The organism is Deinococcus apachensis DSM 19763 (genome assembly GCF_000381345.1).
Taxonomy (GTDB): domain Bacteria; phylum Deinococcota; class Deinococci; order Deinococcales; family Deinococcaceae; genus Deinococcus; species Deinococcus apachensis.
Map to the genome: position 1 here is coordinate 256,987 of NZ_KB906400.1, position 16,020 is coordinate 273,006.

A 16,020-nucleotide genomic window follows, 5' to 3' on the forward strand; every position below is an offset into this window, starting at 1 on the left:
ACCGGCCTCCCCCGCGCCGGAGCCCACCGAGGTCATGCACGCCTGAGCCCTTTCCCCCCGGGAGGACACGATGACGGACATCCCAGGCCGGTTCGCGGGTTCCTTCGGCCCAGGTGCCGAGCCCCCACCCGGGGCGCGCCTCCCGGCCCGGTGGGCGGCCCCCGGCGTTCTGGGCCTGGCCCTCCTGCTCGGCGCCTGCGCGCCCGTGGCGGGCCCGGGGGGCACGGCGCCCCCGGCCCCGGCGGTTCCCACCCGCCCCGTGCCCAAGACCATCCGGCTGGATCAGGCGGCCAATGGCAGCATTGTGGACCTGCGGGTGGGGGACACGCTGGAGCTGAGCCTGCCCGGCAACCCCAGCACCGGGTACGCCTGGTCGCCCAACCTGACGCTCGGGACGGTGGTGCAGCCGCTCGGCGGTCCGGGGTTCCGGCCATCCGGGACGGGGCTGGGGGCCGCCGGGGAGGTGATTCTGAGATACCGCGCCGTCCAGGCCGGGCAGTTCCTGCTGTCGCTGACCTATGGCCGGTCCTTCGAGCCGCTGCCGCCCAATCCGCCGACCTTCCAGGTCTTCCTGTTCGTGCGCTGAGCGGGGCGGCCCGCGCCCCCCCTCCCCCACCCCGCGAGGAGCGCCCGCCCCGGATGCCCCGGCCCCCGCCCCTTCGCCTCTCGCCCCCCAGGAGACCGACTATGAACCGACTGCCCCTCAGCGCGCTCGCTGGCCTCGCCCTCACCCTCACCGCCTGCGGCCAGTTCGAGAACACCACCGCCTATTCCGCAAACCTGTCCGGCGCGAACGAGCGGCCCGCCGTCACCACCCCCGCGACCGGGCAGACCAGCCTCACCCTCCAGGGCCGCACCCTCACCGTTGTGGGCACCTTCCAGGACCTGAGTTCCGCCGCCACGATGGCCCACATCCACGGCCCTGCGGACGAGAACACCAACGCCCCGGTGCTGCTGCCACTCACCATCGACCAGGTGACGAACGGGGCGAGGAGTGGGCGGATCAGCGGGATCTTCACGCTGACGGACCAGCAGGTCGAGTGGCTGAACAACCGCCAGCTCTACGTCAACGTCCACTCCGAGACCCACCCGAACGGTGAGATCCGCGGGCAGGTCAACCGCCTCCTCCAGTAGGCGTGGCTGGGGCCGGGGCTCGCCTGCCCGGCCTCACCCCCTCGCCTCCAGAACAGGGGTCCAGATGAAGGCTCTCCGCTTGACCGCCGGTCTGACCGTCCTCGCCCTCCTGCCCGTGGGAACCCCCGCCCGCGCCCAGGGCCTCCCCAGCGTGCCCGTGCCCGGCACCGACGTCTCCTACCTCTGTGGCGGCGGGGTGGCCCTCGACGTCTCCTACCGCAGCCGCTCCATCGCCCAGCTCACCTTCGGCGGCGTCACGTACACCCTCGCCCGGCGCAACTTCGGACCCCCTCAGTACGGCGGCGTCATCCGCTACTCCGACCCCGTGACCAGTTGGAACATCGGCAGCGGCGGGGCCTTTCTCAACCAGAACGGCCAGACCCTCGCCTCGGGCTGCCAGCCCACCGACGGCAGCGGCGGGTCCTCGACGATCATCCCCGTGGGTCCCGGCGACGGGACGTCGACCATCATCCCGGGGCCGGGCTTCGCGCCGTCCTTCCCGTCGGTGCCGGGCTTCGGTCCCTTTGGCCCCACGCCCCCGCCCTCGCCCCCGGCCGTCAACACCGTGAACTACACCTGTGACGGCGGGCGGCGGGTCGCGGTGGCCTACCTCGGGTCCAGCACGGCCCAGCTCTTCTGGCAGGGGGGCACCGACACCCTCTACCAGACCGAGTCGGGCTCAGGGGTGCGGTACACCAACGGCTTTTACACCTGGGTGACCCAGGGCAACCAGGGCTTCTTGCAGCAGAAGGGGCTCAACCAGCCCCAGATCACCGTGGCGAACAACTGCGTCGCCCTCGGGCAGTAGGAGGAGACACCATGCACTTTTCCCCGAAGTCGGCCCGCCCGCTCCTGGTCCTTCCCCTCCTCGGCGCCCTCGCCTCGTGCGGGGGGGGCACGCCGGGGGGCGACCTGTACGTCACCGACCCGGTCCTCCGCAGCGGATACACCGACAACCTGGGCAGGCCGCTGATCTGCGACAACCTGAACACGCCGATGGAGTTCGGCTTCCTGTACGGCGGCGACCTGCAAAGCGTCCAGGTGTCGCTGGTGGGCGTCACGACCGGGGAGCGCCAGGGCATCAACGTGACCGGTAGGAACATCTCGGGGGGCGTGGGGAAGGTGACCTTCAACCTGCCCGCGGGCACTGCTCCGCTGAGCGTGGCGGGGGGAAAGGGGACGCTGGCCGCGCAGAGCATCGTGGTGTCGCCGAACGTGATCGGGTACTCCGAGCTGGAGATGCAGGCGTTCAGCGGCGGCGGCGTGACCCGCGTGCTCACCAGCAACGCCGTTCCCGTCGTGGACAACTGCTCCTGAGCCGCAGCGGGCGGGGGGACGGACGGATGTACGGAGTCGGCCTTCTCCCGGGGGGGGTGCGGGTGAACGCCCCATGAACCGCCACCTGCTCGCCGTCCTGATCGGGGCCGCGCTGCTCGTCACCGCCTACGTCATCAACAGCACCAGCGCCCTGCGCGTCTTCTTTCCCCGCGCCGCGGCCGCCGTCGCCGCGCTGCCGGAAGCCACGCCCTACCGCGCGGGGCAGCGCATCCTGGTCGTCTCACCCCACCCGGACGACGAGACGCTGTGCTGCGCGGGGAGCATTCAGCGGGCGCTCGCGGCGGGCGCGCGGGTGTGGGTGGTCTGGCTGACCAGCGGCGACGGCTTCGAACTCGACGCCGTGCTGCTCGACCGCGCGCCACGGCCCAGTGGCCCCCAGCTCGCGGGGCTGGGCACGCGGCGCATCGGGGAGGCTACCCGCGCGGCGGGGGCGCTGGGCGTGCCGCGTGCCCACCTGACCTTTCTGGGGTACCCGGACGGTGGGCTGCTGCACCTCTTTCTGGAGAACTACGCGCAGCCCTACGCCTCGCGCTACACCCGCGCCACCCGCGTCCCCTACCCGCAGGCCCTCTCGCCCGGCGCCCCCTACACGGGCGAGAGCGTGAACCGCGACCTGGGCCGGGTCCTCGACCGGGTGCGGCCCGACCTCGTGTTGGCGCCCAGCCCGGAGGACCGCCACCCGGACCACCGGGCGACGAGCTACTTCGTGACGCGCCTGCTCGCGCGCCGGGGGGAGACGGGCCGCTTGCGCTTCTGGATCGTCCACGGCGGCCTGGAGTATCCCCTCCCCAAGGGCCTGCACCGGGGGCTGCCGCTGATGGTCCCGCCGCGCGGCGAGGGCCTGGCGTGGGAGCGCGTGGACCTCAGCGGGGCGCAGGAGGACGGCAAGCTGCGCGCCCTGCGCGAGCACCGCTCGCAGATGAACGTGATGGACCGCTTCCTGCTCGCCTTTGTGCGCGAGAACGAGCTGCTGACCCGTCAGGTCGTGCCGCAGACCACACCCTCAACGCGCTGAGGGCTGAGCCCTGCGCCAGCGGCGCCAGCCCCAGCCCAGACCCCAGACGAGGCCCGCCAGCAGCGCGAGGCCCAGTAGATCCGTCTCGACCCGCCGGGCGGCGCTCAGCAGCAGCGCCCCGAACTTCCAGAGGCCGTACTGCCACACCAGGACATGCAGTAGCGCGCCCAGGAAGCTGAAGCCCGCGAAACGCCCGAAGGGGTACCCCAGCGGCCCCGCCGACCACGTGACCGGCGTGCGCAGCGAGCCCACCGTGCGGCTCACGATCACCAGCGCCCCCCCCCAGCGGGCAAGCAGGTCCCGCACCCGCTCGCCCTCCAGCCCCGATTGCCAGGAGGCGGGCAGGTGCCTGACCCCCTGCAGGCCGAAGGCGTATCCGGCGAGGCTGCCGGACCAGTTGCCCAGAATGCCCCACAGGGCCGCCTCCGGGAAGGTGGTGCGGCCCGATTCGATCATTCCTGCCTGCGCCAGCATAGGCACCACGCCCGGAATGCCCGGCAACCCCATGCCCTCCAGGAACATCAGCCCCAGCGTGGCGGCGTTCAGCCACTCCGGGTCCAGCGCGCCCAGCCACCCGGGGAGCGTCACGTCCGTCATCCTTCACCCCCCGGCCCTCTCCGCGGCCCGGCCTCCCGACGGCTTGACGTTCCGACCCGGAGTGGGCCCTGCCCAGCTCACTTCCCCGCCAGGTCGCTGACGGTCGTCAGGTCGACGCCGCGTGAGCGGGCCACCCGCAGGAAGGCCGAGAGGACATCGATCCCCTCGGGCGCGTTGTCGTGCAGCAGCACGATCCCGCCCCGGCGCAGGTGCCGGACCAGCCGCGACTCAACCACCGCGTCTCCGGGGTTGGCGAAGTCACCCGGGTCGTCCGTCCAGAAGGTCGTCACCAGGCCCTCCTCCCCGGCGATCCGCAGCGTGAGCGGCGAGTAGTCCCCGCCGGGCGGGCGGAAGTACCGGACCGGGCGGCCCGTGATGGCCGAGATCACCCGGTTGGCCTGCGCCAACTCGAACCGCACCTGCGCCTCACTCAGCCCCGGCAGCCGGACATGGTGGTAGGTGTGGTTGCCCGCCTCGTGCCCCCCCTCCACCATGTCGCGCACGAAGTACGGGTAGGCGACGGCGTTGCGGCCGATCACGAAAAAGGTTGCCTTCACGCCCGCCCGGCGCAGCAGGTCGAGCAGCAGCGGCTCGTACAGCGGGTGGGGCGCGTCGTCGAAGGTCAGGGCGGCCAGCGGACGGGCGAGGCTGCCGCGGAACAGCAGCCCGCCCCGCACGCCGCCGCGAAACTGCGACAGGCTCTGCTCGACGCGCTGCGCCAGCAGCTCGGCCTCGGTGCCCAGGAAGGTGATGCCCTCCTCCAGGCCCCCGAACACGCTGGTGGGCGAGGTCTCCTGCGTCCCGCCACCCTCGTACACCCGCTCGTAGGGACCCCGTCCAGCGGTGTAGGCCGTGAAGTTGCCCAGGCGGTCGCGGGGCACCGAGGCGGTGAAGAGGGGGAGGGGGCCGCCGAAGCCGCCGTAGCTGGCCCGGTCGTAGAGGCTGACATCCACCTCCGCAAGCGAGGGGCGCGCGGCAAAGGCGCCCCGCACCACCTGGGCGGCCAGCGCGCGCTGGCGGGCGAGGCTTTGCTGCCCCGGGTCGAGCAGCAGGAGGCCGTGGGCGACCTCGATAAAGCCGTTGCCCCGGTACTCCAGCCGCTGAAGTTCGGGGACGGGCGGGCTGAGCTGGAGCCGGGGGAGGGTCGGTGCGGGCCGCACGCCGGGCGCGATGGGCTGAACCTCGCCGGGCAGGGGTGTGGGGGGCCGGACCAGCGGCACGGGTTCGAGGGCCGCGCGGTCAGGTTGCGCCGCGGCGGGCAGCACCAGCACGAGGGCCAGCGCGCGGACCCTCCCCAGGGCCGCACGATTGCCGGGCCACTTCCTCGATGTTTTCTCGGACATGTTCACTCCATCTGCTGGGTGTCTGGGCCGCTCCGCAAGGCCCCGCGAACTCGGGACCGAGGGGGCCACCGCAACAGGCACCGCCTCACAGGCCGCCCGGGTCGCCGGGCAGCAGGGGTTGGGTGAAGGCGCGCCCTACGTCCGACAGGTCGCCCGTCAGGTCCTCTCCCTCCGGCTTCGGCCCGCCCTCCACCCAGGCGGTCAAGTTATCGAAGGCCCGCTCCTGCTCTGCCGGGCTGAACTGGCAGTGCCCGGGACGCCGGATCGCCCGCTGCACCAACAAGTCTCCCTTCCCCGCCGCCTCCACCTTGCGGCGGTAGTTTCCCTCCATGAAGATCGGCACGAAGGGGTCCCCGGTCGTATGCAGGGTCAGGACCGGCACGTTGATGTTGCCGGTGGGAATGCCGTAGATCGCGGGTCTGGGCAGGTCACGGGCGCCAGGGGCGGCGGCGATCCTCTGGATGCCCCGGTTCAAGGTCGCCTCGTCCAAGCCCAGCCCGGGGTCGATGCGGTACACCGTCCCCACGTTGGTCGCCACCTGGGTCTCCGGCACCAGGTTGGCGACCCCGGTGTATTTGGTGCTGAAGCCTGCCGCGTAATACGGGGTGCCCAGGTCGAAGTCGAGCGCCAGGCCCTCTTGCCGGAAGGGGCGCGGGCCACCCGTCAGGGACTTCTGCACCGAGTCGAACTGGCGCCCCAGCACAGTGTAGTTCCCCGGTTCGCCCAGCCTCGGGCGCACCACCTCGCGGTAGGTGGTGAGCAGGAAGCGGGGGTCGAGGACCGGAAGCAGCATCGGCCCGAAGTTCCGCCCCGTCAGGTACTCCCCGACCAGGCGGTAGGACAGGAAGTAGTCGAACAGCTCCAGCCCCACCAGCGCCCCGCACTCCGCCAGGGCGCCCTGATAGACGTTCGGGTACGTCTCCAGCGAGTCGCTGACGATGTTACCGCCCATCGAGCGGCCATAGAGCAAGGTGCGCTTTGGTGTCCCGACCGTCTGCCCGAAGAACTGCCGCAGGTCGTTGAGGTCGTCCGCCCCCTGGCGGACGGCCCAGCCGTTGACGCTGTAGCTGGAGGCCGCCCAGGCGTAGCCCCGATTGATCAGGTGGGCGCGCAGGGGGGGCAAGACCTCTTCGAGCCGGAGGCCGAAGCCCTCGAAGCCGTGGGCATACATCACGAGTTGTCCATTCCAGTTCTGGGGCACCTCGATCTGGTAGCCGTAGCCGTGACGGGTCCCGTACAGGGCGTGGGCGCCGGGGAGGGGGGTGAAGCTGGGATTGGCGACCCGGTAGGCCCAGGAACCGGGGTTATCCAGCAGGACAACACAGCCTGAGAGCCCCAGCGACACGGCGGTGAGGAGAACGGCCAGACGTCTGTTCATCTATACCCTCCGGGAGCCGCACGGTCTGCCCGCTCGTCCCCTTAAGTCTTCTGGAATTTAAGTCTTCTGGAATCCCCGCGACACGGGAACCGGCGACACTCCCGGTCACCCCCACCCTTCCCTCAACGCCCGGTCCGCACGCTGCGGGTCACGGCGTCCAGCAGGGGGAGGTCCGACGGACCAGCCGCGCTCATCATTAGCCAGTTTTGGGCGCCCGGGTCCAGCGGCACGAGGGCGAGCGGGCCCACGGGCGTGCCCCTCGCCCCCCGCCAGGTGCCCACCCAGGCCGGACGCCCGCCAGGAAGCGTGAGGCGGGAAAACCTCAGCAGTTCTCCGGCCCCCTGGACGTTGAGCGGCGCGAACTGCCGGGCGTAGGCCTCAGCACTCAGGGTGCGGGCGTTCGCGGGGCGCGGCAGCACGCTCGCGGTGAGTACGTCGCCGCGTCCCGGCGCGGTCAGGGCCAGGCCACCCACAAAGGACCGCACGGTGTAGGCCCGTGGATAGCCGAGCGTGAAGCCCGCGCCCGTGTAGGTCCGGTCCAGGATGAGTGGGGGGGCCGCGCCCCCGGCGGAAACCGGCCCCGGCGACACGAGGAGCAGGAAGAGGGCGGTCAGTTGCGAACGCGACAACATCGGCGGGCCTCCTGAACTCGGCGGCCTTTCAGCCTCCCGGGCACGGGTGGAGGGACACGAGTCGGGGGGCGCTCAGGAAGGGGGGCAGCCGGGCGTGCCCCCCGCGTCACTGCACAACCACCGTCACGTCGAACTCCTGCGCCTCCGGGTCGGGCGGCGAGGAGGGCCTCTGGTAGAGCAGGGTCAGCTCCACCTGGCCGGGCTGGCTGGCCTGGTAGACCAGGGTGATCAGTCCGCCCGCGCCCAGCCCCGTGCCCTGCGCCTGGAACTCCGGGTCGCCCAGCGACCCCAGCGTCGGCCAGGGGTCGATCTCCGGCTGCCAGGCGTAGCCGGTGCTGGGGTTGCCCGGCAGGGTGATCTCCAGCGTGTCGCCCACGTTCAGGTTGACCACGCTGCCGTCGTCGTCCTGGTCCAGGCGCACGGTCTGGGGCAGGGGCGGGACGGGCATGACCGGCGCGGCGGGGGTGACGGGGCCACTGGCGGCGGGCGCACACCCCGGCAACCCCACCAGCACCGCCGCCAGCACCGGAACCAGCAGCAAAACCTGTTTCATTCCGACCTCCTCACGAACCGGGAAGGGTCCCGGCTCAGAACCAGGCGGCCCGCACGCCCACTTGCGTCAGCGAGAGGCTGCGGTTCGCGGTCTGGTAGAACACCCGCCACAGCGGCGACGACCGGTCGATGGACCCCGCCACCACCCCGCCGTCCGGGCAGCCGTAGTTCACCCGCAGCCCGGCGACCGGCGCCGTTGCCCCAGTGAGGGCCACGCACCGTTGCCCGTTCGCCAGCTCCAACGCCCAGGGAGTGCCCGCCGGGTAGTTCGGCTCCGCCGCCCGCGTCCTGCCGGGCAGGGCCCCGCTGCGGGTGAGCAGAACGGCGTTCGCACCCCACGGGTCGGTGGAGCAGGCCAGGGGGGCGCGGTCATTCAGGGGGGCGAAGCAGGGGTCGAGGATGCGGTTGCCCGCCGAGCAGCGGTAGGCGTCGGGCCGGGTGGGCGAGGCGACCGAGGCGGCGAAACAGGAGCCGCCGACCTGCCCGGTGACCGCCACGCCGACGAGCAGGCCACCTCCCGGCGTGAAGGGCGTGTACAGCCGCAGCTCGGTGGCGGGTGGTCCGGCCGTCTGGGCTATCGCCGGGAACCCAGCACCCAACGCCAGTGTGACCAGCGCCAGAGACCACGGCGGGGTGGGAAAGTTCGTTCTCGCGGTCATCTCCATCTCTTCCCCCGTTCGGCCGCGGCGGGAGGCGTATCAGGGTCACTGGGAGTCATGTTCCCGTCCTCCCTGCTGGGAGCGGAGGACGGCGGACGGTCTCCACGAGTCCACCGAGAACGGCTGGCGGTGCGGCCGGTTCGTCTGCATCTGCTCCTCCCTGACAGTGTGGGCCGGGCCGGAATCTCCCGATGGTCAGTCCCCCTCCTCCCGAGTGCAGGGTGCGAAATGGAGCGTGACGCGCGCGTGAGGTCAGGTGACCGGAAGCGGGGCCCCCCGTCACGGGAGGGGACGCCTCCGGGTTCCGCTTCGTTCCCGGACCTCCCGCGGAAACGAAGGTGCACACGGGTTTCAAGCTGGCGGGGAGGGCCGTTGAAAATCTGCCGTCCGGAACGTCACCCGCGTTCCCCCTCTCCTCCCTGATCCGTGGAGTGGCCAGGCTCAAGGCCCTGGTCCGCCGCGATCAACCACGCACACGTGAGGCGCCCGGCCAGTTCCCCTCTCGATGTTCAGGGCGGGTTCAGGCGATGCGGTTACCCCCTCCCCCTCGGCCACCCTTCCGCGCCCGCCCCAAACCCGTCTCATAGACCTCCTGCGAAAGTGGGCACCCAGGGGTGGAGACGGAAACGCATCATTGCTTGCGGTCAAACCACCCCCGGAGAGCCCCGTAGGCCGCCGAGAAGCGCCCCGCCACGTCCGACCAATCCACATCCGCGTGGGGCTCGATGATCGCCTCGGTATGGGGAGGGCCCACTTCGGGAGGCCGCCCGGTCACCGCCGATTGCGCCAGCAGCGCCGCCCCGTACACCGAGGCTCCCGGCACCTCCAGGACATCCAGCGGGCGCCCCAGGATGTCGGCGAGCAGTTGTCGCCACCAGGGATGAACCGAACCGCCCCCCGCGAGCCGGATGGTGGGCCGGTCAGTCCCTGGCAGCAGCAGCAGCGCCTCCCGGATGGAGAGCGCCACCCCCTCGAAGGCGGCGCGGGCGAGGTGAGAGGGATCGTGCTCCAGCCCCGCGCCCAGCCATCCTCCCCGGGCATGCGGGTCAAGGTGGGGGGTGCGGTCACCCGTCAGGTAGGGCAGGAAGAGCAGGCCGCGTGAACCGGGTTCCGCCCCCCGCGCGAGCGTGTAGAACTCCTCCCAGTCGCAGCGCAGGGTCCGCCTGGCCCACTCCAGGGCGAGTCCGGCGTTCTGGACGGCACCCAGGGTGTAGCCGCCCTGGTCCTGGGCCGTGCGGAAGACGTGAAGTCCTTCCCGGGCCTGCGGCAGGGCCATACTTCGCACCACGAGCTGCGCCCCCGTCCCCACCGTGAGCTGTATCTGGTTTTCTGGGAGTGCCGTGCCCAGAAGTGCCGCTGCTGTATCCGCCGCCCCCGCCGCGACGGGCAGCCCGGCGGGGAGGCCCAGGTGCGCCGCCGCCGCGGGTGTGAGCGTCCCCGCGACCGACCGCGACCCGGTGAGCGGGGCGAGAAGATCGGAACGCAGACCAAGTGCGTCCGCGACAGGAGCGTTCCACCCGTCCCGTCCCAGGTCGTACAACAGGGTCCCCGAGGCGTCGGAGGGCTCGGCCCGCGCTTCCCCCGTGAGGCGCAGGCGCAGCCAGTCCTTGGGTTGCAGCGCCCAGCGTGCCCCGGCGTACACCTCCACCTCGTGCTCGCGCAGCCACAGCAGGGTGGGACCAGCCATGCCCGCCGTAATCGGATTGCGCAGCGTGAGGCGCAAGTCCTGCGGCAGCGCGCGGTAGATGTCCAGAACCGACGCGGCCCGCGCGTCCGCCCACAGCACCGCCGGGCGCAGGGGCCTTCCCTCCGCGTCAGACAGCACCACTCCGTGCATCTGGCCGGAAAGGCCCAGGGCGCGGACCCGCCCGCCGTCCTCCCCGACCACCTCTCGGGTGACGCGGCCGAGGGCTGCCCACCACTCCCCGGGGTCGCTCTCGGCCCAGCCGGGGTGGGGGGCCCTGACCGCGTAGGACGCGCTTGCCTCGCGGACGCGCTCGCCCCCCTCCCCGTACAGGGCGACCTTGGCGCTCCCGGTGCCCAGATCAAGTCCCAGGTGCATGAGCCCTCCGCCCGCGTCGGGGACTCCTCACCGCTGCCTGCCTGCTGTCCGTCACGGAAAGCTCCGGCGCCCATTGATGGGGTCAATCCTCCGCAACAGCCTCTTCCTGATCCTGGGCCCTGAGCTGGGCGAGGCGGCGCTCGTCGGCGAGGGCGTGGATTTCCTGAAGGACGTCGTGCTGCACGGCCCGGGACACGCGGGAGGTGACCTTGCGCACCCGCTCCGGGTCGAGCTTGGGGGTGCGGTCCTCGCGCAGCAGGCCGTTCGTCTCCTGCTCGGTGTCGGTGAGCTGGGTGTAGCAGAAGCCCGCGATCACGGGGCTGTCGAGCACGGCGGAGAGCAGGTCCTCATAGCGGGCCAGCAGCGCGTCGGTGTCGGGCAGGGTGCCGTAGCCCCACCAGCGCTCCGCCTCACCGGGGGCGTGGCTGAGCCCGCCGAATTCGGTCAGCATCACGGGTTCGCCCTTGCGGTGGTGCCCGGCCAGGTAAAAGTTGCGGCGCGAGGGCTGCACGGTCTTCAGGGTGTGCTCCAGCGCCTCGGGGGAGCCGTAGCGCTCGCGCAGGGTCTCGCCGTCCAGGGCATAGTCGTGGACGCCGAGGATGTCCCCCTCGACGACCTCCCACCCGTCGTTGCCGATGGCCGGGCGGGTGGGATCCAGGGCTTTGGTCAGCTCGTAGAGGCCGCGCACGAAGGCCCGCTGCGCCGGGTCCCCCTCCAGGTCGGGCACGCCCCAGCTCTCGTTGACGGGCACCCAGGTCACGATGCAGGGGTGGTTGTAGTCACGCTCCAGCACCTCCAGCCACTCGCGCGTCAGGCGCCGCTGCGTCTCGGGGGTAAAGACGTAGGCGTTCGCCATCTCGCCCCACACCAGCAGGCCGAGCCGGTCGCACCAGTACAGGAAGCGCGGGTCCTCGACCTTCTGGTGAATCCGCACCCCGTTGAAGCCCAGCGACTTGACGAGTTCGACCTCCCGCCGCAGGGCCTCCTCCGAAGGGGCGGCGAGGTGCGACTCGGGCCAGTAGTTCTGCGCAAGCACCAGGCGCAGGTAGTAGGGCGAGCCGTTGAGCTGGAACCGCCCGTCGCGCACCCCGACGCTTCGCAGGGCCGCATAACTCCCCACCTCGTCGAGCACGTTGTCGTCGTCGTCGAGGAGGGTGATGCGGGCGTCGATCAGGTTGGGGCGTCTCGGCCCCCACAGCAGGTCCTTGCGCCCCGCGCGGTAGCGCACCGGGTCGAGTTCGACCTCGCGGCGGATCTCCTGACCCTCCAGGGCGTAGGTGTCGTCCGCAAGTCGCGTGCCGCGAATGCTGAGCCGCACGCGGACGCGCAGGGCCTGCCCGGACGCTTTGTTCAGGCGCAGCACCAGGCCCAGCCGTCCCCGGTCCACGTCCGGCGTCCAGCGCAGGGTCTGGATGAAGGTGCGCGGCACGATCTCCAGCCACACGGGCTGCCAGATGCCGGTCGTGCGGTGGTACCAGATCGCGTGCGGCACCTCCTCCCAGTCCTGCTTGCCGCGCGGCTGGGCGAGGTCGTGAGGGTCGTCCTCGGCGCGCACCACGATCACCTGCGTCTCGCCCTCCACCAGGACAGGGGTGAGATCGGCCGTGAAGGGCGTATGGCCCCCCTCGTGCTCGGCGACGAGGCGGCCATTCACCCACACCTGGGCGCGGTAGTCCACGGCGCCAAAATGCAGCAGAACGCGCCCGGTGCGGTCCTGGGGGGAAACCTCCACCGTGCGGCGGTACCACACGACGGGGTGATAGCCGGTCGCGCGCAGACCACTCGCCTGGCTTTCGGGCGGAAACGGCACGGTGATGCTCTGGTCGAACACGTCCTCGCGCTCGAACCAGCGTTCCTCCAGGCCGCGGTCCCCGTCGTCGTGGGCGAAGGCCCACACGCCGCACAGGTCGTCCCAGCGCTCGCGGGTGAGTTGCGGGCGGGGGTGCAGAGGGGTGCCGGAGAGGGTCATCTGGGAAGTGGGTTCACTCATTCGCACTCCTTGAAAGGTTGCGGCACGGCAGGTCTATCCTCCCCTATTCGGAGGATCAGCCCGGGAGACCTGTACAGGGCGGAGGGGCTTCGGATCGGTCAACCCTTCACGCCCGTCACGGTCAGGAAGCCCTCGGTGACGCGGCGCTGGAAGATCAGGTAGGCGAGCACGACCGGCAACCCGCCCAGCACGGCGGTCGCCATCGTCCGGGCGAAGCGCAGGCCGTAGGCGTCCTGCACCTGCGTGAGGCCCAGGGGAATCGTCATCATCTCCGGCGAGGTCGTGATGATGAAGGGCCACAGGAAGTTGTTCCACGCCGCGATAAAGGTCACGATGCCGATGGCCCACAGCACGGTGCCGCTCAGGGGCACGAACACGTTCCAGAGGATGCGCCACTCGCTCGCGCCGTCCACCACGGCGGCCTCGCGGATTTCCTTCGGCACCTGGTCGAAAAAGCCCTTGAACACATACACCGCGACCGGCGAGACGATCTGCGGCAGGATGATGCCCGCGTAGGTGTTCACGCTGCCCAGGTCGTTCATCAGGCGGAACAGGGGGATGAGCAGCGCCTCGAAGGGCACCATGATGCCCGCCAGGAACACCCAGAAGAGGATGTTCTTGCCCCGGAACTGGAGCTGCGAGAAGGCGTACGCCGCGAGCGCGGCGAGCACCACCGTGGCGAGGGTGATCACCAGCGAGGTCAGCGCGGAGTTGAGAAACCAGCGCGGCAGGTCCCCGAGGGTGAGCACGTCCCGGAAGGCGGTGAAGGTGGGCGTGGTGGGGAGCCATTGAACGGGCTGGGCGACGGCCTGCTCCTCGGTCTTGAGCGCGGTGAGGACGGCCCACAGCAGCGGGAACGCCCACAGCGCGCCGAGCAGCAGGGTGGAGCCGGTGGCGACGGCGGCCCACGTGCGGTTGCCGTGCCCGGTCATGAGCGCCCCCGCAGCAGCGCGGCCTGCATCAGCGACACCAGCAGGATGATCAGGAAGAACGCCACCGCGATGGCCGAGGCGTAGCCCGCGTCGAGGTTCTGGAAGGCCGTGTTGTACATGTACTGCAGCACCACCTGCGTCGAGTTGAAGGGCCCCCCGCCCGTCAGGATGTACACCTGCGCGAAGATCTTCAGGGACGAGATCAGTTGCAGGGTGAGCACCAGCGTCGTGACCGGCCACAGCAGCGGCCAGGTGATCGTCCGGAACGCGGTCCACCCCTGGGCCCCGTCGAGCTGGGCCGCCTCGTACACCTCGCGCGAGATGTTCTGCAGACCGGCGAGGAACAGCAGCATGTTGAAGCCCACCGTCCACCACACCGTCACCAGGGCGACCATCGGCATGGCGGTCGTCGGTTCCCCGAACCACGCGATGTCCGTGCCGAACAGGTTGTGGACCAGCCCGAACGACGAGTTGAGAATCCACTGCCACAGCAGCGTCACGACGCTGACGGGCAGCACGAAGGGCAGGAAGAACAGCGCCTGCGCGAAGTTCCGCGCCCGCACCAGGCGGTTGACCGCCAGCGCCATCAGCATCCCGAGCAGCGTGACGGGGATGACCGTGTACAGGGCGAACTGGCCGGTGTGCAGCACCGACGCCCAGAAGTCGGGGTCCCCCGCGAGCTGCACGTAGTTGGTGAGCCCCACGAAGGGGCCCGTCTCGGTCAGGCTGGACTGGGTGAGACTGAGCTGCACCGCCCGCCCAATGGGAAAGACGAAGAACAGCAGGTAGGCGATCAGAAAGGGCGCCAGCATCAGGAGGGCGATGGGGCCCCCTGGGGTGCGCCTCCGGGTGGCCTGCGGAACGCCGGTCTGGACGCGGGCCTGGGGCGGAATGGTGTCTCGCACGGGAGGGCCCTCCTGGCGGGGAAACAAGGGAAGCGGCCCCGCGCACGTCTGGCGCGCGGGGCCGCCCCGGGCTCAGGGCTTGGGCCGACCGGCCATCAGCCTGTTGGCCTCGCTCTCGAACAGGCTCATGGCCTTGTCCACACTGAGTTGCCCCGCCATCGCCGCCGGGAAGTACTTGATGGACACGGCCTCCAGCGGGCCCGCCGCGCCGCTGTACCAGCCGGGCGGGTCATAGGTGACGTTGGCGGCCGAGGTCTTGGCGTAGCCCGAGTTGGGTTTGAGGGCCGTGTACTTGGCCGAGTTCACCACTGGGAGGTACGCCGGGATGTGGCCGCCCTGCGCCCAGGTCAGGGAGTTCTTCTGCACGTAGGCGATGAAGTCCATCACGCCCGCAAGGCGGTCCGCGGGAATGGGCTTGCGGGCGTTGTTGGGGATGGCGAAGCCGTGCGAGTCCCCCCAGGTGTCCTGGTTGCCGAAGAACTTGGGGAGGGGCGCCACCCCGTAGTCGAAGGGCAACTTCCCGGTCTTGCGGCCGTCGACCATCGTGGGCACTTCCCACACGCCGTTGATCATGAAGGCCGTCTTGCCCGTGGTGAACTGCGCGACCGAGCTGGGATAGTCGGAGTTCTTGGGCATGTACCCGTTCTTCATCCAATCGGCCATGATGCTCAGCGCCTTCTTGCCCGCCTCACCCGCGCTGATCTTGTTGTTCGTCACGATGCTGCCGCCCTGCTGCTCGACCATCGTGAGCCACAGCCGCCAGGGCATGTAGGCGGTCGAGTGGTTCTCCATGTCCAGGCCCGCCAGGCCCGTCTTGTCCTTGACGGCCTTGAGGGCGGCGGTGAACTGATCGACGGAGTTCATGGGCTTGAGGTTGCCGCTGGCGTCGAGCAGCCCCGCCTTGCGGGCGACGTCCTTGTTGTAGTACAGCACCAGGGGGTGGGTGTCGAGCGGCACCGCGTACAGCTTGCCCTGGTAGGTCGCAGCGTTCCAGAGGCGCGGGAAGAAGTCGGCCTGCTTCAGCCCGGCGCTGCTCAGTTCCTGGGTGGTGATGGGCCGCAGCAGGTTCGCGGGCGCCCAGCCGCTGATGCGCGAGAGGTGGAAGGAGATCAGGTCCGGCGCCTGCCCGACCGAGGTGGAGGTACGGACCTTGGTGTAGAAGGGCACGCCCCACTGGAGGACCGTCTGCTGAATCTGGTACTTCTTCTGGCTGGCGTTGTAGCCGTCGATCAGCGTCTTCATGCGTGCGCCGTCGCCGCCGCCCAGGAAGTTCCAGAAGGTGATCTTGGTGGGCTGCTGGGCGAGGGCTGCGCCGCCGAGCAGGGCGCCGAGGGTCAGAAGTCGGGTGATCCGGGTCATGGGGCTCCTTGGGAAGAGGTCGGGAGGCTCCGAACGGCGAGCAGGCGGGCTGCGGGGGCTCCTCTCTGAAGGCGAAGGGGTGGCATCAGGAAAGGAAGCGGTGGTTCCCGGACAACGCCCGGCA

16 protein-coding genes are annotated in these 16,020 nt (G+C 70.7%); 5 read left to right on the plus strand and 11 right to left on the minus strand.

Annotation, left to right across the window (positions count from 1 at the left end; genetic code table 11):
* Window positions 1-70: 70 nt before the first annotated feature.
* The 5 genes from F784_RS24470 (at window position 71) to F784_RS0108080 (ending at window position 3,487) form a co-directional block, all read left to right on the plus strand.
* Window positions 71-586: a protease inhibitor I42 family protein gene (locus F784_RS24470; RefSeq protein ID WP_019586215.1), complete on the plus strand. Its 516-nt coding sequence runs from the start codon at window positions 71-73 to the stop codon at window positions 584-586.
* Between the two features lie 101 nt (window positions 587-687).
* Window positions 688-1,134 (plus strand): CHRD domain-containing protein, encoded by a 447-nt coding sequence (locus F784_RS22620; protein WP_019586216.1) that lies wholly within the window; start codon window positions 688-690, stop codon window positions 1,132-1,134.
* Between the two features lie 64 nt (window positions 1,135-1,198).
* Window positions 1,199-1,942 carry an MliC family protein gene (locus tag F784_RS27545; protein WP_019586217.1) on the plus strand — a complete coding sequence of 248 codons (744 nt, stop codon included), beginning with the start codon at window positions 1,199-1,201 and terminating at the stop codon, window positions 1,940-1,942.
* 11 nt (window positions 1,943-1,953) lie between these two features.
* Window positions 1,954-2,451, plus strand: coding sequence for a hypothetical protein (locus F784_RS0108075; protein ID WP_019586218.1), 498 nt, complete (start codon window positions 1,954-1,956; stop codon window positions 2,449-2,451).
* Window positions 2,452-2,524: 73 nt separating this feature from the next.
* The gene (locus F784_RS0108080; RefSeq protein ID WP_019586219.1) at window positions 2,525-3,487 is read left to right on the plus strand and encodes a PIG-L deacetylase family protein; all 963 of its coding nucleotides are present in this window, start codon (window positions 2,525-2,527) and stop codon (window positions 3,485-3,487) included.
* Here F784_RS0108080 and F784_RS0108085 read toward each other — a convergent pair.
* The 11 genes from F784_RS0108085 to F784_RS0108135 all read right to left on the minus strand — a co-directional run bounded on the left by F784_RS0108085 (window position 3,476) and on the right by F784_RS0108135 (window position 15,896).
* Window positions 3,476-4,084, minus strand: a complete 609-nt coding sequence (locus F784_RS0108085) for a DedA family protein (protein ID WP_019586220.1) — start codon at window positions 4,082-4,084, stop codon at window positions 3,476-3,478. The two genes, F784_RS0108080 and F784_RS0108085, sit on opposite strands and share 12 nt — an antisense overlap.
* A gap of 77 nt (window positions 4,085-4,161) precedes the next feature.
* Complete coding sequence (locus tag F784_RS0108090) at window positions 4,162-5,427, minus strand: polysaccharide deacetylase family protein (protein ID WP_019586221.1); 1,266 nt, start codon at window positions 5,425-5,427, stop codon at window positions 4,162-4,164.
* An 85-nt stretch (window positions 5,428-5,512) separates the two neighbouring features.
* Window positions 5,513-6,805 (minus strand): alpha/beta fold hydrolase, encoded by a 1,293-nt coding sequence (locus F784_RS22630; protein WP_019586222.1) that lies wholly within the window; start codon window positions 6,803-6,805, stop codon window positions 5,513-5,515.
* Window positions 6,806-6,927: 122 nt separating this feature from the next.
* Window positions 6,928-7,437: a hypothetical protein gene (locus F784_RS0108100; RefSeq protein ID WP_019586223.1), complete on the minus strand. Its 510-nt coding sequence runs from the start codon at window positions 7,435-7,437 to the stop codon at window positions 6,928-6,930.
* A 106-nt stretch (window positions 7,438-7,543) separates the two neighbouring features.
* The gene (locus F784_RS24480) at window positions 7,544-7,990 is read right to left on the minus strand and encodes a protease inhibitor I42 family protein (protein WP_019586224.1); all 447 of its coding nucleotides are present in this window, start codon (window positions 7,988-7,990) and stop codon (window positions 7,544-7,546) included.
* Between the two features lie 34 nt (window positions 7,991-8,024).
* Window positions 8,025-8,648 carry a hypothetical protein gene (locus F784_RS0108110; protein WP_211211885.1) on the minus strand — a complete coding sequence of 208 codons (624 nt, stop codon included), beginning with the start codon at window positions 8,646-8,648 and terminating at the stop codon, window positions 8,025-8,027.
* A 631-nt stretch (window positions 8,649-9,279) separates the two neighbouring features.
* Window positions 9,280-10,710: a xylulokinase gene (locus F784_RS0108115; RefSeq protein ID WP_019586226.1), complete on the minus strand. Its 1,431-nt coding sequence runs from the start codon at window positions 10,708-10,710 to the stop codon at window positions 9,280-9,282.
* Window positions 10,711-10,792: 82 nt separating this feature from the next.
* Window positions 10,793-12,700, minus strand: coding sequence for a glycoside hydrolase family 2 protein (locus tag F784_RS0108120; protein WP_019586227.1), 1,908 nt, complete (start codon window positions 12,698-12,700; stop codon window positions 10,793-10,795).
* Between the two features lie 98 nt (window positions 12,701-12,798).
* Window positions 12,799-13,632 carry a carbohydrate ABC transporter permease gene (locus F784_RS0108125; RefSeq protein ID WP_019586228.1) on the minus strand — a complete coding sequence of 278 codons (834 nt, stop codon included), beginning with the start codon at window positions 13,630-13,632 and terminating at the stop codon, window positions 12,799-12,801.
* Complete coding sequence (locus F784_RS0108130; RefSeq protein WP_019586229.1) at window positions 13,629-14,537, minus strand: carbohydrate ABC transporter permease; 909 nt, start codon at window positions 14,535-14,537, stop codon at window positions 13,629-13,631. Before F784_RS0108130 ends, F784_RS0108125 begins: the two co-directional genes overlap by 4 nt.
* 72 nt (window positions 14,538-14,609) lie before the next feature.
* Window positions 14,610-15,896, minus strand: a complete 1,287-nt coding sequence (locus F784_RS0108135) for an ABC transporter substrate-binding protein (RefSeq protein WP_019586230.1) — start codon at window positions 15,894-15,896, stop codon at window positions 14,610-14,612.
* Window positions 15,897-16,020: the final 124 nt, after the last annotated feature.

Excerpts from the sequence above, each read along its gene's own strand:
- F784_RS0108125 (WP_019586228.1), bottom strand. The coding sequence starts at position 13,632 with ATGACCGGGCACGGCAACCGCACGTGGGCCGCCGTCGCCACCGGCTCC.
- F784_RS0108100 (WP_019586223.1), bottom strand. The coding sequence starts at position 7,437 with ATGTTGTCGCGTTCGCAACTGACCGCCCTCTTCCTGCTCCTCGTGTCG.
- F784_RS0108085 (WP_019586220.1), bottom strand. The coding sequence starts at position 4,084 with ATGACGGACGTGACGCTCCCCGGGTGGCTGGGCGCGCTGGACCCGGAG.
- F784_RS22620 (WP_019586216.1), top strand. The coding sequence starts at position 688 with ATGAACCGACTGCCCCTCAGCGCGCTCGCTGGCCTCGCCCTCACCCTC.
- F784_RS0108120 (WP_019586227.1), bottom strand. The coding sequence starts at position 12,700 with ATGAGTGAACCCACTTCCCAGATGACCCTCTCCGGCACCCCTCTGCAC.
- F784_RS0108080 (WP_019586219.1), top strand. The coding sequence starts at position 2,525 with ATGAACCGCCACCTGCTCGCCGTCCTGATCGGGGCCGCGCTGCTCGTC.
- F784_RS24470 (WP_019586215.1), top strand. The coding sequence starts at position 71 with ATGACGGACATCCCAGGCCGGTTCGCGGGTTCCTTCGGCCCAGGTGCC.
- F784_RS22630 (WP_019586222.1), bottom strand. The coding sequence starts at position 6,805 with ATGAACAGACGTCTGGCCGTTCTCCTCACCGCCGTGTCGCTGGGGCTC.
- F784_RS0108110 (WP_211211885.1), bottom strand. The coding sequence starts at position 8,648 with ATGACCGCGAGAACGAACTTTCCCACCCCGCCGTGGTCTCTGGCGCTG.
- F784_RS0108075 (WP_019586218.1), top strand. The coding sequence starts at position 1,954 with ATGCACTTTTCCCCGAAGTCGGCCCGCCCGCTCCTGGTCCTTCCCCTC.
- F784_RS0108115 (WP_019586226.1), bottom strand. The coding sequence starts at position 10,710 with ATGCACCTGGGACTTGATCTGGGCACCGGGAGCGCCAAGGTCGCCCTG.
- F784_RS0108090 (WP_019586221.1), bottom strand. The coding sequence starts at position 5,427 with ATGTCCGAGAAAACATCGAGGAAGTGGCCCGGCAATCGTGCGGCCCTG.
- F784_RS27545 (WP_019586217.1), top strand. The coding sequence starts at position 1,199 with ATGAAGGCTCTCCGCTTGACCGCCGGTCTGACCGTCCTCGCCCTCCTG.
- F784_RS0108135 (WP_019586230.1), bottom strand. The coding sequence starts at position 15,896 with ATGACCCGGATCACCCGACTTCTGACCCTCGGCGCCCTGCTCGGCGGC.
- F784_RS24480 (WP_019586224.1), bottom strand. The coding sequence starts at position 7,990 with ATGAAACAGGTTTTGCTGCTGGTTCCGGTGCTGGCGGCGGTGCTGGTG.